Source organism: Luteitalea sp. (assembly GCA_009377605.1).
In the GTDB taxonomy this organism is placed as follows: domain Bacteria; phylum Acidobacteriota; class Vicinamibacteria; order Vicinamibacterales; family Vicinamibacteraceae; genus WHTT01.
The window spans coordinates 1-13,786 of the sequence record WHTT01000064.1; the positions used below are offsets into that span (position 1 = coordinate 1).

At 64.3% G+C, this 13,786-nt stretch carries 28 protein-coding genes; all 28 read left to right on the top strand.

What is annotated here, in order from left to right; translation table 11 throughout:
- A partial coding sequence (gene tuf / locus GEV06_19395; GenBank protein MPZ20056.1) for an elongation factor Tu occupies window positions 1–264 on the top strand: 264 nt, incomplete at its 5' end.
- Window positions 265–343: 79 nt separating this feature from the next.
- Window positions 344–673 (top strand): 30S ribosomal protein S10, encoded by a 330-nt coding sequence (gene rpsJ / locus GEV06_19400; GenBank protein MPZ20057.1) that lies wholly within the window; start codon window positions 344–346, stop codon window positions 671–673.
- A gap of 108 nt (window positions 674–781) precedes the next feature.
- Window positions 782–1,453 (top strand): 50S ribosomal protein L3, encoded by a 672-nt coding sequence (gene rplC, locus GEV06_19405; GenBank protein ID MPZ20058.1) that lies wholly within the window; start codon window positions 782–784, stop codon window positions 1,451–1,453.
- A gap of 21 nt (window positions 1,454–1,474) precedes the next feature.
- Window positions 1,475–2,125: a 50S ribosomal protein L4 gene (gene rplD, locus GEV06_19410; GenBank protein ID MPZ20059.1), complete on the top strand. Its 651-nt coding sequence runs from the start codon at window positions 1,475–1,477 to the stop codon at window positions 2,123–2,125.
- A gap of 48 nt (window positions 2,126–2,173) precedes the next feature.
- Window positions 2,174–2,464 (top strand): 50S ribosomal protein L23, encoded by a 291-nt coding sequence (gene rplW, locus GEV06_19415; protein ID MPZ20060.1) that lies wholly within the window; start codon window positions 2,174–2,176, stop codon window positions 2,462–2,464.
- 2 nt (window positions 2,465–2,466) lie between these two features.
- Window positions 2,467–3,291 (top strand): 50S ribosomal protein L2, encoded by an 825-nt coding sequence (rplB, locus tag GEV06_19420; GenBank protein ID MPZ20061.1) that lies wholly within the window; start codon window positions 2,467–2,469, stop codon window positions 3,289–3,291.
- An 18-nt stretch (window positions 3,292–3,309) separates the two neighbouring features.
- Window positions 3,310–3,594, top strand: a complete 285-nt coding sequence (gene rpsS, locus GEV06_19425) for a 30S ribosomal protein S19 (protein MPZ20062.1) — start codon at window positions 3,310–3,312, stop codon at window positions 3,592–3,594.
- Window positions 3,595–3,601: 7 nt separating this feature from the next.
- Complete coding sequence (gene rplV, locus GEV06_19430) at window positions 3,602–4,069, top strand: 50S ribosomal protein L22 (protein MPZ20063.1); 468 nt, start codon at window positions 3,602–3,604, stop codon at window positions 4,067–4,069.
- Between the two features lie 26 nt (window positions 4,070–4,095).
- Window positions 4,096–4,779, top strand: a complete 684-nt coding sequence (rpsC, locus tag GEV06_19435) for a 30S ribosomal protein S3 (protein ID MPZ20064.1) — start codon at window positions 4,096–4,098, stop codon at window positions 4,777–4,779.
- A 52-nt stretch (window positions 4,780–4,831) separates the two neighbouring features.
- On the top strand, window positions 4,832–5,257 hold the full coding sequence (rplP, locus tag GEV06_19440; GenBank protein ID MPZ20065.1) for a 50S ribosomal protein L16: 426 nt from the start codon (window positions 4,832–4,834) through the stop codon (window positions 5,255–5,257).
- The gene (gene rpmC, locus GEV06_19445; protein MPZ20066.1) at window positions 5,254–5,463 is read left to right on the top strand and encodes a 50S ribosomal protein L29; all 210 of its coding nucleotides are present in this window, start codon (window positions 5,254–5,256) and stop codon (window positions 5,461–5,463) included. The genes rplP and rpmC overlap by 4 nt, the downstream gene beginning before the upstream one ends.
- 7 nt (window positions 5,464–5,470) lie before the next feature.
- On the top strand, window positions 5,471–5,725 hold the full coding sequence (gene rpsQ / locus GEV06_19450; GenBank protein MPZ20067.1) for a 30S ribosomal protein S17: 255 nt from the start codon (window positions 5,471–5,473) through the stop codon (window positions 5,723–5,725).
- 14 nt (window positions 5,726–5,739) lie between these two features.
- Window positions 5,740–6,108 carry a 50S ribosomal protein L14 gene (gene rplN / locus GEV06_19455; protein MPZ20068.1) on the top strand — a complete coding sequence of 123 codons (369 nt, stop codon included), beginning with the start codon at window positions 5,740–5,742 and terminating at the stop codon, window positions 6,106–6,108.
- Window position 6,109: 1 nt separating this feature from the next.
- Window positions 6,110–6,442, top strand: a complete 333-nt coding sequence (gene rplX, locus GEV06_19460) for a 50S ribosomal protein L24 (protein ID MPZ20069.1) — start codon at window positions 6,110–6,112, stop codon at window positions 6,440–6,442.
- On the top strand, window positions 6,439–6,981 hold the full coding sequence (gene rplE, locus GEV06_19465; GenBank protein MPZ20070.1) for a 50S ribosomal protein L5: 543 nt from the start codon (window positions 6,439–6,441) through the stop codon (window positions 6,979–6,981). The genes rplX and rplE overlap by 4 nt, the downstream gene beginning before the upstream one ends.
- A 3-nt stretch (window positions 6,982–6,984) precedes the next feature.
- The gene (locus GEV06_19470; GenBank protein ID MPZ20071.1) at window positions 6,985–7,170 is read left to right on the top strand and encodes a type Z 30S ribosomal protein S14; all 186 of its coding nucleotides are present in this window, start codon (window positions 6,985–6,987) and stop codon (window positions 7,168–7,170) included.
- 6 nt (window positions 7,171–7,176) lie between these two features.
- Window positions 7,177–7,581 (top strand): 30S ribosomal protein S8, encoded by a 405-nt coding sequence (gene rpsH / locus GEV06_19475; GenBank protein ID MPZ20072.1) that lies wholly within the window; start codon window positions 7,177–7,179, stop codon window positions 7,579–7,581.
- 4 nt (window positions 7,582–7,585) lie between these two features.
- Complete coding sequence (gene rplF / locus GEV06_19480) at window positions 7,586–8,122, top strand: 50S ribosomal protein L6 (GenBank protein MPZ20073.1); 537 nt, start codon at window positions 7,586–7,588, stop codon at window positions 8,120–8,122.
- Window positions 8,123–8,189: 67 nt separating this feature from the next.
- A complete protein-coding gene (locus tag GEV06_19485) occupies window positions 8,190–8,564 on the top strand; it encodes a 50S ribosomal protein L18 (GenBank protein MPZ20074.1) in 375 nt (124 codons plus the stop codon).
- Between the two features lie 110 nt (window positions 8,565–8,674).
- Window positions 8,675–9,193 carry a 30S ribosomal protein S5 gene (rpsE, locus tag GEV06_19490; GenBank protein ID MPZ20075.1) on the top strand — a complete coding sequence of 173 codons (519 nt, stop codon included), beginning with the start codon at window positions 8,675–8,677 and terminating at the stop codon, window positions 9,191–9,193.
- Between the two features lie 7 nt (window positions 9,194–9,200).
- The gene (gene rpmD / locus GEV06_19495) at window positions 9,201–9,443 is read left to right on the top strand and encodes a 50S ribosomal protein L30 (protein MPZ20076.1); all 243 of its coding nucleotides are present in this window, start codon (window positions 9,201–9,203) and stop codon (window positions 9,441–9,443) included.
- Between the two features lie 32 nt (window positions 9,444–9,475).
- A complete protein-coding gene (gene rplO, locus GEV06_19500; GenBank protein ID MPZ20077.1) occupies window positions 9,476–9,922 on the top strand; it encodes a 50S ribosomal protein L15 in 447 nt (148 codons plus the stop codon).
- Between the two features lie 18 nt (window positions 9,923–9,940).
- Window positions 9,941–11,329 carry a preprotein translocase subunit SecY gene (gene secY, locus GEV06_19505; GenBank protein MPZ20078.1) on the top strand — a complete coding sequence of 463 codons (1,389 nt, stop codon included), beginning with the start codon at window positions 9,941–9,943 and terminating at the stop codon, window positions 11,327–11,329.
- Between the two features lie 35 nt (window positions 11,330–11,364).
- On the top strand, window positions 11,365–12,045 hold the full coding sequence (locus GEV06_19510) for an adenylate kinase (GenBank protein MPZ20079.1): 681 nt from the start codon (window positions 11,365–11,367) through the stop codon (window positions 12,043–12,045).
- A 17-nt stretch (window positions 12,046–12,062) separates the two neighbouring features.
- On the top strand, window positions 12,063–12,887 hold the full coding sequence (map, locus tag GEV06_19515; GenBank protein ID MPZ20080.1) for a type I methionyl aminopeptidase: 825 nt from the start codon (window positions 12,063–12,065) through the stop codon (window positions 12,885–12,887).
- A 27-nt stretch (window positions 12,888–12,914) separates the two neighbouring features.
- The gene (infA, locus tag GEV06_19520) at window positions 12,915–13,139 is read left to right on the top strand and encodes a translation initiation factor IF-1 (protein MPZ20081.1); all 225 of its coding nucleotides are present in this window, start codon (window positions 12,915–12,917) and stop codon (window positions 13,137–13,139) included.
- A 61-nt stretch (window positions 13,140–13,200) separates the two neighbouring features.
- Window positions 13,201–13,314: a 50S ribosomal protein L36 gene (rpmJ, locus tag GEV06_19525; protein ID MPZ20082.1), complete on the top strand. Its 114-nt coding sequence runs from the start codon at window positions 13,201–13,203 to the stop codon at window positions 13,312–13,314.
- Between the two features lie 96 nt (window positions 13,315–13,410).
- Window positions 13,411–13,785: a 30S ribosomal protein S13 gene (rpsM, locus tag GEV06_19530; GenBank protein MPZ20083.1), complete on the top strand. Its 375-nt coding sequence runs from the start codon at window positions 13,411–13,413 to the stop codon at window positions 13,783–13,785.
- The last annotated feature ends 1 nt before the right edge of the window (window position 13,786 follow it).

Genomic DNA, 13,786 nt, shown 5'->3' on the forward strand with positions numbered 1-13,786 from the left:
GAAGTGTACGTGTTGACGAAAGAAGAGGGGGGCCGGCACACGCCGTTTTTCAACGGGTATCGGCCGCAGTATTACATTCGGACGACGGATGTGACGGGGGTGTCGCAGTTGCCGACCGGGGTGGAGATGGTGATGCCGGGCGACAACGTGACGATGGAGATCGAGCTGATCGCGCCGGTGGCGTTGGAGACGGGGTTGCGGTTTGCGATTCGGGAAGGCGGCCGCACCGTCGGGGCAGGCACGATCTCAGAGATCATCGAGTAGATTCGGCCGTAGCGCAGGCCTTTAGGCCTGCCTAGACCGTGTTGGCAGGCCTGAAGGCCTGCGCTACAGGGATTCAGCAATGTTCGGAGAAAAGATCCGTATCCGCCTGAAGGCGTACGACCACCGCGTGCTGGATCAGTCGACGACGGAGATCGTCGAGACGGCGAAGCGCACGGGCGCGCGTCTGGCTGGACCGGTTCCGCTGCCCACTGAAAAGAACAAGTGGACGGTGCTGCGATCGCCGCACGTGGACAAGAAATCGCGCGAGCAATTCGAGCTTCGCACGCACAAGCGGCTGATCGACATCTTCGAGCCGACGTCGCAAACCGTGGACGCGCTGATGAAGCTCGATTTGCCCGCTGGTGTCGACGTGGAAATCAAGGCGTTTGGCAAAGAACACGGGAAGTAGGTCCTTGGTGCTTGGTCCTTGGTTCTTGGTGCGGCCGCGTCGTACGTCATTGCCAGGCGCACCAGGGACCAAGAACGAAGAACCAAGAACCGGCGAACGAAGTGAGCTATGGTTACCGGGATTATCGGCAAGAAAGTCGGCATGACCCAGATCTTCGACGCGACGGGGGCGGCCGTTCCCGTGACGGTCATCAAGGCCGGGCCGTGCGTGGTGGTGCAGCGGAAGACAGCGACCGTCGACGGGTACGACGCGGTCCAGCTCGGCCTCGTGGAGGGGAAGCCCGCGAAGGTGAACCGTCCGCTTGGTGGTCACTTCAAGAAGGCCAACGTCCCGCCCGCGCGCCTGGTGCGGGAAGTGGCGGCCGAGGGCGACGACGTCGTGGCAGGGACTGAGGTGGTGGCGTCGATGTTTCAGGACGGCGAGCTCGTCGACGTGACCGGTACCTCGCGCGGCCATGGCTTCCAAGGCGTGATGAAGCGGCACGGTTTTGCCGGTGGTGCCGCATCGCACGGCTCGATGTTTCATCGCGCCCCTGGCTCGATTGGTGCCTCATCGTTTCCATCCCGCGTGTTGAAGGGGATGCGCGCCCCGGGACGAATGGGTGCAGATCGTGTCACGGTGCACAACCTGAAGGTGGTGCGTGTCGATGCGGAGAAGCACTTGTTGCTCGTGCGCGGCGCCGTGCCGGGCGCGCGCAACGGCTACGTGTTGATCCGGAAGGCGGTCAAGCCCAAGCGGGTCGCTGAGCCACAGGCGGAGAAACCGAAGGGAAAGAGGTAGGGACGCCCTATCCGAGATGTCATGACTATCGACGTCGTGAATACGAAGAACGAGAAGGTCGGCTCCCTCGAGCTCAGCGACGAGGTGTTTGGTGGCCGCGTGCGCCAGGATCTCATCTGGGAGGCCGTCGTTCACGAGCAAGCGGAACGACGGCGCGGGACCCACAAAACGAAGGAGCGGGGCGAGGTTCGCGGCAGCGGGCGAAAGCTGTGGCGTCAGAAGGGCACAGGCCGTGCGCGGGTGAGTGATCTACGGACGCCGATCTGGCGCAAGGGCGGGACGATCTTCGGCCCGCGGCCACGCGCCTACGGGTACGCCCTGCCCAAGAAGGTCCGGAGGGGTGCGCTGCGGGATGCGCTCGCACAGCGATTGCGTGACGGCGTGGTGGTAGTGGTCGAGGCGCTGGGCGTTGGTGAAGTCAAGACGAAGCTGGCCGCGGCCATGCTGAAGGAGCTCGGCGCAACCTCGAAGACCTTGCTGATCGACGTCGCGCCCGATGACACGCTCATGCTCTCCACGCGGAACCTCGTGGGAGTTCGCCTCGTACCGGCCAACGAAGTGTCGGCCCGCGATGTGATGGACAGCACGACCGTCATCGCAACACGCGCCGCGTTGGAGCGATTGCAGGCGGCGTTGGCGGTAGGACGGCCTCGCGGAGGCGGTCAACAGTAGGGCTGCCTCGCTGAGGCGGCCGGGACAATCGTCCTGGGGCACTGCGCTATGAAGCTCACGGAAGTCATTCGTCGGCCGATCGTCACCGAGAAGACCACGAGACTGCGCGAGAGCGCGCCGGTGATGGTGTTGGCCGTGGCTCGGGATGCCACCAAGGTCGAGATTCGTCAGGCGGTCGAGCGGCTCTTGGGTGCGCGGGTCGCCGACGTGAAGACCATGCGCGTGCAGGGGAAGATCAAGCGGCAGGGGCGGTTTGCCGGGCGCCGGCCCGCCTGGAAGAAAGCGTACGTCCGACTGCGTGACAACGAGCAGATGCCGGACTTCCTGGAAGGCGCGTAGATATGGCTGTTCGGAAATACAAGCCGACGTCGGCCGGCCGGCGGTTCCAGACGGTTCAGTCGTTCGATGAGATCACGACGAGCGAGCCGCACAAACCGCTGACCGAGCCGCTCTCCAAGAGCGGCGGACGCAACAACCGCGGCGAGATCACGGTATGGTGGCGCGGCGGCGGGCACAAGCGGCTCTACCGCGTCATTGACTTCAAGCGGGACAAGCGCGGTGTACCAGGGAAGGCCACGACAATTGAGTACGACCCGAACCGCTCGGCGCGCATCGTGCTCGTCGCCTACGCCGACGGCGAGAAGCGGTACATCCTGCATCCGGTGGGCCTCAAGGTGGGCGATACGGTCGTTTCTGGTGAGCGGGTGGACATCCTGCCGGGTAACGCGATGCTGCTACGGCACGTTCCGGTCGGCACGACGGTCCACAACATCGAGTTACGGCCTGGGAAGGGCGGTCAGCTCGCGCGCAGCGCTGGCGCCTCCGCGCAGCTCGTGGCCAAAGAGGGGGACTACGCGACGTTGCGCATGCCGTCGAGCGAGACCCGCCTCGTTCACCTCGAGTGCATGGCGACCATTGGCCAGGTTGGAAATCTCGACCACGAGAATGTGTCGATTGGCAAGGCGGGCCGCAGCCGCTGGCTCGGGCGCCGACCACACGTGCGTGGCGTCGCGATGAACCCGGTCGATCATCCGCTGGGGGGTGGCGAGGGCAAGAGCGCGGGCGGCCGGCACCCGGTGTCGCCGTGGGGAATGCCGACGAAAGGCTACAAGACGCGTGGCCGCAAGCGGTCGGATCGGTTCATCGTGCAGCGGAGACAGAAGTGACCACTTCAGGATTCAGGTATGAGTAGATCGCTGAAGAAAGGCCCGTTCGTCGACACGCCCTTGTTGGAGAAGGTCGAGGTCATGAATCGGGCGGGCAACAAGCAGGTGATCAAGACCTGGTCGCGGCGCTCGACGGTCGTGCCGGAGATGGTTGGCCACACGATCGCGGTGCACAACGGCAAGAAGTTCGTGCCGGTGTATCTCACCGAGAACATGGTCGGTCACAAGCTGGGCGAGTTCGCGCCCACCCGCACATTCAGGGGACACACGTCGAAGACCGAGAAAACGGCGGGCAGAGGATAGGACGATGATCGAGGCGCAGGCAACAGCGAAGTACGTCCGCACGTCCGCGCAGAAAGCGGGGCTGGTGCTCGACTTGATTCGCGGCCGCAATGTTCCCCAGGCGACGGCCACGCTCAAGTTCTCGCGGAAGCGTGTGGCACGAGCGATTGAAAAAGTCTTGCACTCTGCGGTGGCCAACGCGCAGCAGAAGGATGGGTTTGGCGGCGACGTGGATCAGCTCTACGTCAAGGGTTGCCATGCCAATCAAGGGCCATCGCTGAAACGGATTCGCCCGGCGCCCATGGGACGGGCGTTTCGGGTGCTCAAGCGGACGACGCACGTGACGATTGCGGTGGCAGAGCGGCCCGCGGCGGTCCGGCTTCCGGACACGGCATCGAAGAGCGCACGACCTGCCCGGCGAGGGGCGCCGCGCAAGCGCGCGCAGGGAAGCTCTGACCGCGGCCGAGCGGCGAGAGCGAAGAAGGCGGACGCATAGCGAGCCGCCGAGGCGTCGAGGAACACATGGGCCAGAAGGTACATCCATACGGCTTTCGGCTGGGGTTCAACAAGACCTGGCAATCGCGCTGGTATGCGGACAAGGACTACGCGAAGCTGCTGCACGAGGACCTCGCGTTGCGCGCGGACCTCAAGCGCCGTTTTTCGCACGCCGGTGTGGCCAAGGTCGAGATCGAGCGCGCCGCCAACAAACTGAAGATCGACATTCACACCTCGCGGCCAGGCATCATCATCGGCCGCAAAGGCACGGAAGTCGACAAGTTGAAGGGCGAGGTGCAGAAGCGCACCCAGCGCGAGGTGTTCATCAACATTCAGGAGATTCAAAAACCGGAGCTCGATGCGCAGCTCATCTCCGAGTCGGTGGCGATGCAGCTCGAGAAGCGCGTGGCGTTCCGGCGGGCGATGCGAAAAGCCGTGGAGTCGGCGCTGCGCTTTGGGGCGCGCGGCATCAAGATCCGCGTCTCGGGGCGGCTGAACGGCGCGGAGATCGCGCGCTCCGAATGGTATCTGCACGGACAGTTGCCGCTGCAGACGCTGCGTGCCGACATCGACTACGGCTACGCCGTCGCGCGCACGACGTATGGCGTCATCGGCGTGAAGGTGTGGCTGTACAAGGGTGAGCGCGTCGTGATGCGCGCGCCCCGCGAGGAAGAGTACCGACCGGGGCGCCGCGCTGCGCGCGGCGCCTGACGGTGAATAGTGAGTAGTGGTCACTGACCACTGAAGAGAGGCAGAGACAGCTATGTTGATGCCAAAGAAGGTGAAGTTCCGCAAGCAGCAGCGGGGCCGTATGCGCGGGAAGGCATGGCGCGGCTCCGAGGTGGCGTTTGGGGACTTCGGGTTGAAAGCGCTGGAGCCGTGCTGGCTCACGGCGCGGCAGATCGAGGCGGCGCGTGTCGCCATGACGCGGTTCGTGAAGCGCGGCGGCAAGATTTGGATCCGAGTGTTTCCGGACAAGCCGCTCTCGAAGAAGCCGCAGGAGACCCGCATGGGGAAGGGGAAAGGCGCGCCCGAGCTGTGGGTGACGGTTGTCCGGCCCGGGCGGATCCTCTTCGAGATGGAAGGGGTGGCTGAATCGGAAGCGCGGCGCGCCATGCAGCTGGCCGCCGCCAAGCTCCCCATCAAGACGCGGTTCGCGACACGATTTGCGGCGGAGAAGGCGTCATGAAGCGTGTGGCACAGTTCCAGGAGATGGGCGTCGATGCGCTCCACCAGCGAGAGCTAGAGTTGGGCGACGAGCTGTTTCGGCTGCGGATGCAAAAAGCAACCGGGCAACTCGAGAAGGCACCCAAGCTTCGTGAGGTCCGCCGCGATATCGCGCGGGTGAAGACGTTGCTTCGTCAGAAGGTGAGCAGAGCCGGAGCAACAGGCTGAGAGGCACATGGCAGTCAAGACGGAACTCCAAGGGCTCGTCGTCAGCGACAAGATGGACAAGACCGTGGTCGTTGCGGTGACCAGGCGGGTGCCGCATCCCCTCTACGGGAAGATCATGCGGCGGACCAAGAAGTTCGTGGCGCATGACGCGGCGAACGCCGCCAAGATCGGGGACCGCGTGGTCATCATCGCCTCGCGTCCGCTCAGCCGCCTCAAGCGCTGGGCCGTCACCCGGATTGTGAAACCGGCGCGGGGAATGTAGCGCGGAGACCGACCATGATCCAGATGCGCACGATTCTCGACGTCGCCGATAACTCCGGCGCCCGCAAGATCGCGGTGATCAATCCGCTCGGCGGATCGACCGGAAGCAGTGCACGCCTCGGAGACATCGTCACGGCGTCGGTGAAAGAGGCGTCGCCAGACGGCAACGTCAAGAAGGGGCAGGTGGTCAAGGCGGTCATCGTACGAACGCGGAAGGAGCAGCGCCGCAGGGATGGCAGCTATATCCGATTCGACCGCAATGCCGCCGTCCTCGTGAACGACCAGGGTGAGCCGATCGGCACCCGCGTGTTTGGCCCTGTCGCGCGTGAGCTGCGTGAGCGCCGGTTCATGAAGATCGTTTCTCTGGCGCCGGAGGTTTTGTAGTATGTCGCGTTTGCAGACGCCAGTTCGGAAGAACGATGAGGTGGTAGTGATTGCGGGCAAGGACCGCGGCAGGCGAGGCCGTGTTCTACGCCTGCTTCCAGACGCGAATCGTGTGATCGTGGAAGGCGTGAACATGGTCAAGCGGCACACGCGTCCGGATCCGCGGCGCAACGTCAAGGGCGGCATTGTCGAGCGAGAGGGGCCCGTCCACGCGTCCAACGTGATGGTGGTGGATCCGACGACGGGCCGGGCGACGCGTGTCGGCCACCGGGTGCTGAACGATGGCCGCAAGGTGAGAATTGCCCGGAGCAGTGGCGAGGTAATCGACCGATGAGCCGGTTGAAGGAGCGGTATCTCAACGAGGTTCGGTCCGCGCTGGGAAAAGAGTTCGGCTACCCGAACGTGATGGCCATCCCCAAGGTCGAGAAAGTGGTGGTCAACATGGGTCTCGGGGAGGCGACGTCGAACGCGAAGGTCATCGACGCGGCGAGCGAGGATCTCGCGCGGATCACGGGCCAGAAGTCGGCAGTCACGCGCGCCCGCAAATCGGTGGCGGCATTCAAAGTGCGGCAGGGCATGCCGATTGGTGCGAGGGTCACGTTGCGTGGTGCGCGCATGTACGAGTTTCTCGATCGGCTCGTGTCGACGGCGCTGCCGCGGGTGCGGGACTTCCGCGGCATTTCGCCGAAGGGGTTCGACGGGCGCGGTAACTATACGCTTGGGTTGCGCGACCAATTGATCTTCCCGGAGATCGACTACCTGAAGGTCGACAAGACACGCGGCATGAATGTGTCGGTCGTGACCACGGCGAAGAGCGACGAGGAGGCCCGAAGGCTGCTGCAGCTCCTTGGCTTCCCGTTCAGGGCGAATTAGCACATGGCGAAGGAATCGAAGATCGCGAAGTCGAAGGCAGACCCAAAGTTCCCGAACCGCCACCGAAATCGGTGCCGCTTGTGCGGGAGGAGCCGCGCGTATCTGCGTAAGTTCCATCTCTGCCGCCTCTGCTTCCGTGACTTGGCCCTCAAGGGCGAGGTAGCCGGTGTGACCAAGAGTAGCTGGTAGGAAGTTATGACTGATCCGATTTCTGACATGCTGACGCGGATTCGGAACGCAGTGCACGGGCGACTCACCCGCGTGGACGTTCCGGCCTCCCGGCTGAAGCTGGAGATCGCCCGGATTCTCGAGCGCGAAGGATATATCACTGCCTTCAAGGTTGTGGATGCAGAAGCCGTGGAGGCACCTCTGCCCGTGATTCGCATCACGTTGAAGTACGGGCCACGAGGCGAGCGCGCCCTTTCGGGTCTCGAACGTGTGAGCAAGCCGGGGCGCCGCGTCTACTGTGGACGTGACGAGGTGCCCCACGTGCTCGGGGGACTCGGTGTCAGCATCCTCACCACGTCGCGCGGCATCATGACGGGTCGTGAAGCCAGCAGCGTCGGCGTGGGCGGCGAGGTGTTGTGTAACGTGTGGTGAAGTCATGTCGCGTATTGGTAAGAAGCCGATTCCTATCCCGGCGAACGTGAAGATCGCGCTCGACAATGGCACTGTCGAGGTGCAGGGGCCCAAGGGGACGTTGCGCCAGCGTGTGCCGAACGGCATCCGGTTCGAGCTGCACGACCAGCAGCTCGTGGCACAGGACCCGGACGACGGACGCGCGGGAGCGAAGTTCCACGGCTTGGCGCGCAGCCTCGTGGCGAACGCCGTGGCCGGCGTGTCCGAGGGCTTCAAGCGGGAGCTCGACATCGTCGGGGTCGGCTACCGCGCCGAGGTGAAGGGCCGGCAGGTGCAGTTCGCGTTGGGCTACTCGCACCCGGTCGTGTTCGACATCCCCGAGGGTATCGAGATCGCGGTCGACAGGAACACCCACGTCGTGGTGTCGGGCATCGACAAGCAACGCGTGGGGCAGGTGGCTGCGAACATTCGGGCACTGCGCAAGCCCGATCCGTACAAGCAGAAAGGGATTCGCTACACGGGCGAGGTGCTGAAGAAGAAGGTCGGGAAGACCGGTGCGTAAGAAGCGATCAGCCGTCAGCGAGCTGATAGCTAAGCTGATCGCTGAGCGCTGAGAGCTGAGAGCTGAGATGAAGATACGAACGAAGAAGGATCGCCGGCACCGCATCAAGCTGCGGATTCGCAAGAAGATGCGTGGGACGGCAGAGCGGCCGCGACTGGTCGTGTTCCGGAGCGTGGCGCACATCTCGGTGCAGATCGTCGATGACTCGGTGGGCCGCACGATGGCCGCCGCCTCGAGCACGGAACCGGACGTACGCGGGAAGCTCGCCGACGGCGCGCGGTCGGGCAACGTGGCGGGCGCGCGCCTCATCGGCCGCGTGGTGGCGGAGCGATTGCTGGAACGGGGTGTGAAGCGAGTGGTCTTCGACCGAAACGGCTTCTTGTATCACGGGCGAGTGCGTGCTGTCGCGGAGGCCGCACGCGAGGCAGGGCTCGAGTTCTAACGAGGGGTTCTGTTCGGTCGTCGTAGCGCAGGCCTTTAGGCCTGCCTGACGTTACGATGGCGGTGGCAGGCCTAAAGGCCTGCGCTACGAGCGAGGGATAAGGATTACGCATGGAGTTCCGCGAAAAGATCGATCCAAGCCAGCTCGAGCTGCAGGATACCGTCGTCTCCATCAACCGGGTGACGAAGGTGGTCAAGGGTGGCAAGAACTTGAGCTTCAGCGCCTTGGTTGTCGTTGGTGACGGGCGGGGCCACGTCGGCTACGGTGTTGGGAAGGCGAAAGAAGTGCCGTCAGCGATCAAGAAGGGCATCGAGACGGCGAAGAAAGGGCTCATCCGCGTGCCGCTCAACGGCTCGACCGTCACGCACGCCGTCGTGGGACATTTTGGCTCGGGCCGGGTGCTGCTCAAGCCAGCGCCGGAGGGCACCGGCATCATTGCCGGGGGGGCCGTTCGTGCGGTGGTCGAATCGGCAGGCATCCAGAACATCGTCACCAAGAGCCTCGGGTCGGCGAACCCACACAACGTAGTACGGGCAACTTTTGCTGGCCTGATGCTCCTGAAGGATCCGGTGGGCCTCGCGCGGATGCGCGGCAAGCAGGCCGAAGAGCTCGTGACACAGGGAGCATGAGGACGACATGACGAAGACCTCCGTCGAATCCACCGTGGCGCCTGACGCGGCGCGGCAGAGCGACAGCGGAGCGCTGCGGATCACGCTGATACGCAGCACGATTGGTTACGACCGAAAGCAAGCGACGGTGGTGCGCGGTCTTGGCCTGCGGCGCATCGGCCACACGGTCGTTGTGAAGGACGATCCATCCAGACGCGGCATGATTGCCAAGGTGCGCCATCTAGTGAAGGTGGATCATGTTTCTGAGTAGTCGCCACTGACGACTACTCATCGAGAGCAACCATGGATTTGAGCAGTCTCAAGCCGCCGGAGGGCGCCAAGCACGCGGCGAAGCGGATCGGCCGCGGGCCTGGCAGCGGCCACGGAAAGACAGCAGGCCGCGGCCACAAGGGCGCGAAGTCGCGATCCGGGTGGAGGACCAAGCGCGGCTTCGAAGGGGGCCAGATGCCGCTGCATCGTCGCTTGCCGAAGCGCGGCTTTCACAACCTCTTTCGAAGCGAGTACGCCGTGGTGAATCTCGACGTGCTGGCGCAGGCGTTCGAGGCCGGCGCGGAGGTTACGCCCGACGCCCTCCGCGCGCGAGGACTGCTGCGTGGGAAGGCGCGTCCCATCAAGGTGTTGGCTCGCGGTGACATCAGTGTGGCGCTCGCCGTGAAGGCGCACAAGTTCAGCGGCAAGGCTGCCGAGAAGATCCAGGCGGCCGGCGGCTCGGTCGAGACATTGACCTAGCAGCGTGTAAAGAGCGTTATGGAGAGCTTTCGAAACATCTGGGTGATCCCAGAGCTCAGGATGCGAGTCCTGTTCACGCTCGGGTTGCTCGCCGTGTTTCGTCTGGGGTCGCATATCACGACACCGGGCATCAACACGGCCGCGCTCGAGGAGATCGCGGCCCAGTACGCCCAGAACACGATGTTCGGCCTGTACGATCTCTTCTCGGGCCAGAACTTGTCGCAGATGACGATCTTTGCGTTGGGCGTGATGCCGTACATCAGCGCGTCGATCATCATGCAGTTGCTGACCGTGGTGTGGCCGTACCTCGAGCGCTTGTCGAAAGAAGGCGAGCTGGGACGCCGGAAGATTACGCAGTATACGCGCTACGGGACGATTGTCTTGGCCGTCATCCAGTCGTTCACGATCGCGCTCTTCATCGAGAACTTCGGGAACACGGCGGGCGGCGTGCAGGTGGTCTACGAGCCGGGCCTGGCCTTCCGGCTGATGACCGTGCTCACGCTCACGGCAGGAACGACCTTCGTGATGTGGCTCGGCGAGCAGATCACCGAGCGTGGTGTGGGGAACGGGATGTCGCTCCTCATCTTCGCCGGCATCGTCGTGGGGCTGCCGTCGGCGGTGTTGGCGACGATCGACCAGATGCGGACGGGCCAGATGGGCATCATTCGAGTCGCCTTGTTGGTGGCCTTGATGGTCGTCGTCGTCGGGGTCATCGTGTTCTTCGAGCGCGCACAACGGCGCGTGACCGTCCAGTATGCGAAGCGCGTCGTTGGCCGGCGGATGTACGGCGGGTCGAGCACGCACATCCCGCTGAAGGTGAACACCGGCGGCGTCATCCCGGTCATCTTCGCGAGCTCGCTGCTGGCGTTGCCGATCACGGTTGCGCAGGCGTTTCCGCCGGAGAGCTGGACGTGGCGCGTGTCCGAGCAGTTGAATCCGGGCATGCCGTTGTACAACTTGCTGTACGTGTCGATGATCATTTTCTTCACGTACTTCTACGTCGCGATCATCTTCAACCCGGACGATGTCGCGGAGAACATGCGGAAGTATGGAGGATTCGTCCCTGGGATCCGGCCGGGGAAGCGGACGGCGGAGTACATCGACACAATTCTGGGCCGTCTCACCGTGGTGGGCGCGCTGTATCTGGCGGCCGTGGCGTTGTTGCCAGAGTTCTTGATGGCGGGATTCAGGGTGGCGCCAATCCCATTCATTGGAGAACAGCTCGACGCCGTCCTGCCGCAGTTCGTGACCGAGGGCTTAAACGTGCAGTTCTTTTTCGGCGGCACCTCGCTGCTCATCGTCGTTGGCGTGGCGATGGACACCGTGAACCAGGTGGAGTCGCAGCTGATCATGCGGCACTACGACGGGTTCATGAAGCGCACGAGGATCCGTGGGCGGCGGGGCTAGGAGTGGACGAGAGCCAGGTGGTGCTCAACATCGTGATGCTCGGTCCTCCCGGCGCGGGTAAGGGAACACAGGGCGAGCGTCTGGCCCGTGAGTACGGTGTGCCGCGGATTGCGACCGGCGACATCCTGCGCGAGGCGGTTGCCGCCGGAACCGACCTAGGTCGTCTTGCGAAAGCGACCATGGAGGCTGGGCAGCTCGTCGGCGACGAGGTGATGATCGAGATCGTGAGGGAGCGCCTCTCGCAGCCGGACACCCGGCGAGGCTTCGTGCTCGACGGTTTCCCGCGGACCGTTGGACAGGCAGAGGCGCTCGATGCCCTGGTGAGCACCCGAGGCGTGCTCACGGTACTGCACATTGTGGTGCCGCTCGACGAGCTGGCGCGCCGCGTGGCTTCGCGTCGGATCTGCGCACAGTGCGGAGCCAACGCCGGTCCGCTGACGCCGCAAGAGGCGCCGTGCGCGGTGTGCGGTGGCACCTTGGTGCAGCGGACGGACGATTCGGTGGACGTCGTGCGCAAGCGGCTGCACGTCTTCGAGATCGAGACAGCGCCGCTCGTGAAGTACTACCGGCCGCGGTCGACGTTCTTCGAGATCGACGGCAATCAGTCGCCGGATCACGTGTCGGCAGCCATGCGCACGGCGATCGGTCTGGCCAGTGAAGTGAGCGGCGCGGCGCGAGGGGCCTCGTACCGGCCGAGTGCCGCCGACCATCGGTAGCGGATCGGAGCGAAGTCGTGATCGTCTGTAAGTCGCCAGCCGAAATCGAGAAGTTGCGCCGCGCGAACCAGCTCGTGGTGCGCATCCTGGAGGAGCTGCACTCCCTAGTGGTTCCGGGGGCGACCACGCAGGAGATTGATTGGCGCGCGGAGCAGCTTGCCGCCGACGCTGGGGCGGAGCCGGCGTTCAAGGGGTACCGGGGGTTCCCGTACACGATCTGCGCGTCGGTGAACGAGCAGGTCGTCCACGGGTTTCCGTCCAATCGCTCGCTTGCACAGGGAGACATCCTGTCGATTGACATGGGTGTTCGCCTGGACGGGTACTACGGGGACTGTGCGGTCACCCTGCCGGTTGGGCGCATCTCCGCGGAGACGCAGCACCTGCTGGAGGTGACGCAACAGGCGCTCGACGCTGGGATTGCGCAGGTGCGGGTCGGGCGACGGGTGTCGGACATCGGCCACGCGGTGCAGGCGCACGTCGAGGCGCACGGCTACTCGGTGGTCCGAGAGTTCGTGGGGCACGGCGTGGGTACTCGGTTGCACGAGGAGCCGCAAGTGCCGAACTACGGCCCGCCAGGCCGCGGTCCGCGGCTTGCCGAGGGTATGGTCTTGGCCATCGAGCCGATGGTCAACATGGGGAAGGCGGCGGTGCGCGTGCTGCGCGACGGCTGGACGGCTGTGACGGTCGACGGCAGCCTCTCGGCGCATTTCGAGCACACGATCGCCGTGACGACCACGGGCCCGGACATCCTCACGCTGTTGCCTAGGCCGACAGAGACACGCCAGGCGCCTGGGCGTCGCGCGGTGCTCGACGCCGTGGCTGCCGTCCATCACCGGTTGTGACGTGTCGTAGCGCATCGGCGGACCGGCATGATGGAGGAAGCGGCGGGACTGCCGGGAACGATTGTCGAGCTGTTGCCGCGGCGTCTGTTTCGTGTGGCGCTCGACTCACGCCAGGGCGGCTCGGTGGTGGCGCACATGACCGATTCGGTGCGCCGCAATTTCGTTCGGCTGATCGAGGGTGACCGCGTGCTCGTCAAGCTTTCTCTCTACGACGTCACGAAAGGCCGAATCATTGGGAGAATCACTGAGTAGTGGCCAGTGGTCAGTGACCACTACTCAGTGACAAGGAACGCAGTGCAAGGAATGCAGTGACATGAAAGTCCGAGCATCGGTCAAGCGCATTTGTCCGAAATGCAAAGTGATTCGCCGACGTGGTGTCGTGCGGATCATTTGCGATAACCCGAAGCACAAGCAGCGGCAAGGGTAGGGAGGTGCTTGGTTCTTGGTCCTTGGCGCGGCTTCGGCGCGCCCCAATGCCAAGGCGCACCAAGCACTAAGAACCAAGAACCAAGGACCAGAGACTATGGCTCGCATTGCAGGCATCGATCTTCCGCGGCAGAAGCGTGTGGAAGTCGGTTTGACGTACATTTACGGGATTGGGCGCAAGCGATCCAACGATATCCTCCAAGCGGCCGAGGTAAGCGCCGACACACGCGTGAAGGATCTCACCGAGGAGCACGTCCGCGCGATCAGCCGGGTCATCGAGGAGCTAGCTGGCGTCGAGGGTGATCTCCGGAAGGAGATCTCGATGAACGTGAAGCGCCTCATGGAGATCGGCTGCTATCGCGGTTTGCGACACCGCCGCAGCGTCCCCGTGCGCGGCCAGCGGACGCACACCAACGCGCGCACGCGCAAGGGACCGCGGCGGGGCGCCATCGCCAAGAAGAAGACGGTATAAC

Coding starts and splice junctions, on each gene's coding strand:
- rplF (MPZ20073.1), top strand. CDS start 7,586: ATGTCGCGTATTGGTAAGAAGCCGATTCCTATCCCGGCGAACGTGAAG.
- rpsJ (MPZ20057.1), top strand. CDS start 344: ATGTTCGGAGAAAAGATCCGTATCCGCCTGAAGGCGTACGACCACCGC.
- rpmC (MPZ20066.1), top strand. CDS start 5,254: ATGAAGCGTGTGGCACAGTTCCAGGAGATGGGCGTCGATGCGCTCCAC.
- rplC (MPZ20058.1), top strand. CDS start 782: ATGGTTACCGGGATTATCGGCAAGAAAGTCGGCATGACCCAGATCTTC.
- rpsE (MPZ20075.1), top strand. CDS start 8,675: ATGGAGTTCCGCGAAAAGATCGATCCAAGCCAGCTCGAGCTGCAGGAT.
- GEV06_19485 (MPZ20074.1), top strand. CDS start 8,190: ATGAAGATACGAACGAAGAAGGATCGCCGGCACCGCATCAAGCTGCGG.
- rpsS (MPZ20062.1), top strand. CDS start 3,310: ATGAGTAGATCGCTGAAGAAAGGCCCGTTCGTCGACACGCCCTTGTTG.
- rpsQ (MPZ20067.1), top strand. CDS start 5,471: ATGGCAGTCAAGACGGAACTCCAAGGGCTCGTCGTCAGCGACAAGATG.
- rpmJ (MPZ20082.1), top strand. CDS start 13,201: ATGAAAGTCCGAGCATCGGTCAAGCGCATTTGTCCGAAATGCAAAGTG.
- rplD (MPZ20059.1), top strand. CDS start 1,475: ATGACTATCGACGTCGTGAATACGAAGAACGAGAAGGTCGGCTCCCTC.
- rpsC (MPZ20064.1), top strand. CDS start 4,096: ATGGGCCAGAAGGTACATCCATACGGCTTTCGGCTGGGGTTCAACAAG.
- rplW (MPZ20060.1), top strand. CDS start 2,174: ATGAAGCTCACGGAAGTCATTCGTCGGCCGATCGTCACCGAGAAGACC.
- GEV06_19510 (MPZ20079.1), top strand. CDS start 11,365: ATGCTCGGTCCTCCCGGCGCGGGTAAGGGAACACAGGGCGAGCGTCTG.
- GEV06_19470 (MPZ20071.1), top strand. CDS start 6,985: ATGGCGAAGGAATCGAAGATCGCGAAGTCGAAGGCAGACCCAAAGTTC.
- rplE (MPZ20070.1), top strand. CDS start 6,439: ATGAGCCGGTTGAAGGAGCGGTATCTCAACGAGGTTCGGTCCGCGCTG.
- rplX (MPZ20069.1), top strand. CDS start 6,110: ATGTCGCGTTTGCAGACGCCAGTTCGGAAGAACGATGAGGTGGTAGTG.
- rpsM (MPZ20083.1), top strand. CDS start 13,411: ATGGCTCGCATTGCAGGCATCGATCTTCCGCGGCAGAAGCGTGTGGAA.
- rplO (MPZ20077.1), top strand. CDS start 9,476: ATGGATTTGAGCAGTCTCAAGCCGCCGGAGGGCGCCAAGCACGCGGCG.
- rplP (MPZ20065.1), top strand. CDS start 4,832: ATGTTGATGCCAAAGAAGGTGAAGTTCCGCAAGCAGCAGCGGGGCCGT.
- rpsH (MPZ20072.1), top strand. CDS start 7,177: ATGACTGATCCGATTTCTGACATGCTGACGCGGATTCGGAACGCAGTG.
- rplN (MPZ20068.1), top strand. CDS start 5,740: ATGATCCAGATGCGCACGATTCTCGACGTCGCCGATAACTCCGGCGCC.
- infA (MPZ20081.1), top strand. CDS start 12,915: ATGATGGAGGAAGCGGCGGGACTGCCGGGAACGATTGTCGAGCTGTTG.
- rplB (MPZ20061.1), top strand. CDS start 2,467: ATGGCTGTTCGGAAATACAAGCCGACGTCGGCCGGCCGGCGGTTCCAG.
- rpmD (MPZ20076.1), top strand. CDS start 9,201: ATGACGAAGACCTCCGTCGAATCCACCGTGGCGCCTGACGCGGCGCGG.
- secY (MPZ20078.1), top strand. CDS start 9,941: ATGGAGAGCTTTCGAAACATCTGGGTGATCCCAGAGCTCAGGATGCGA.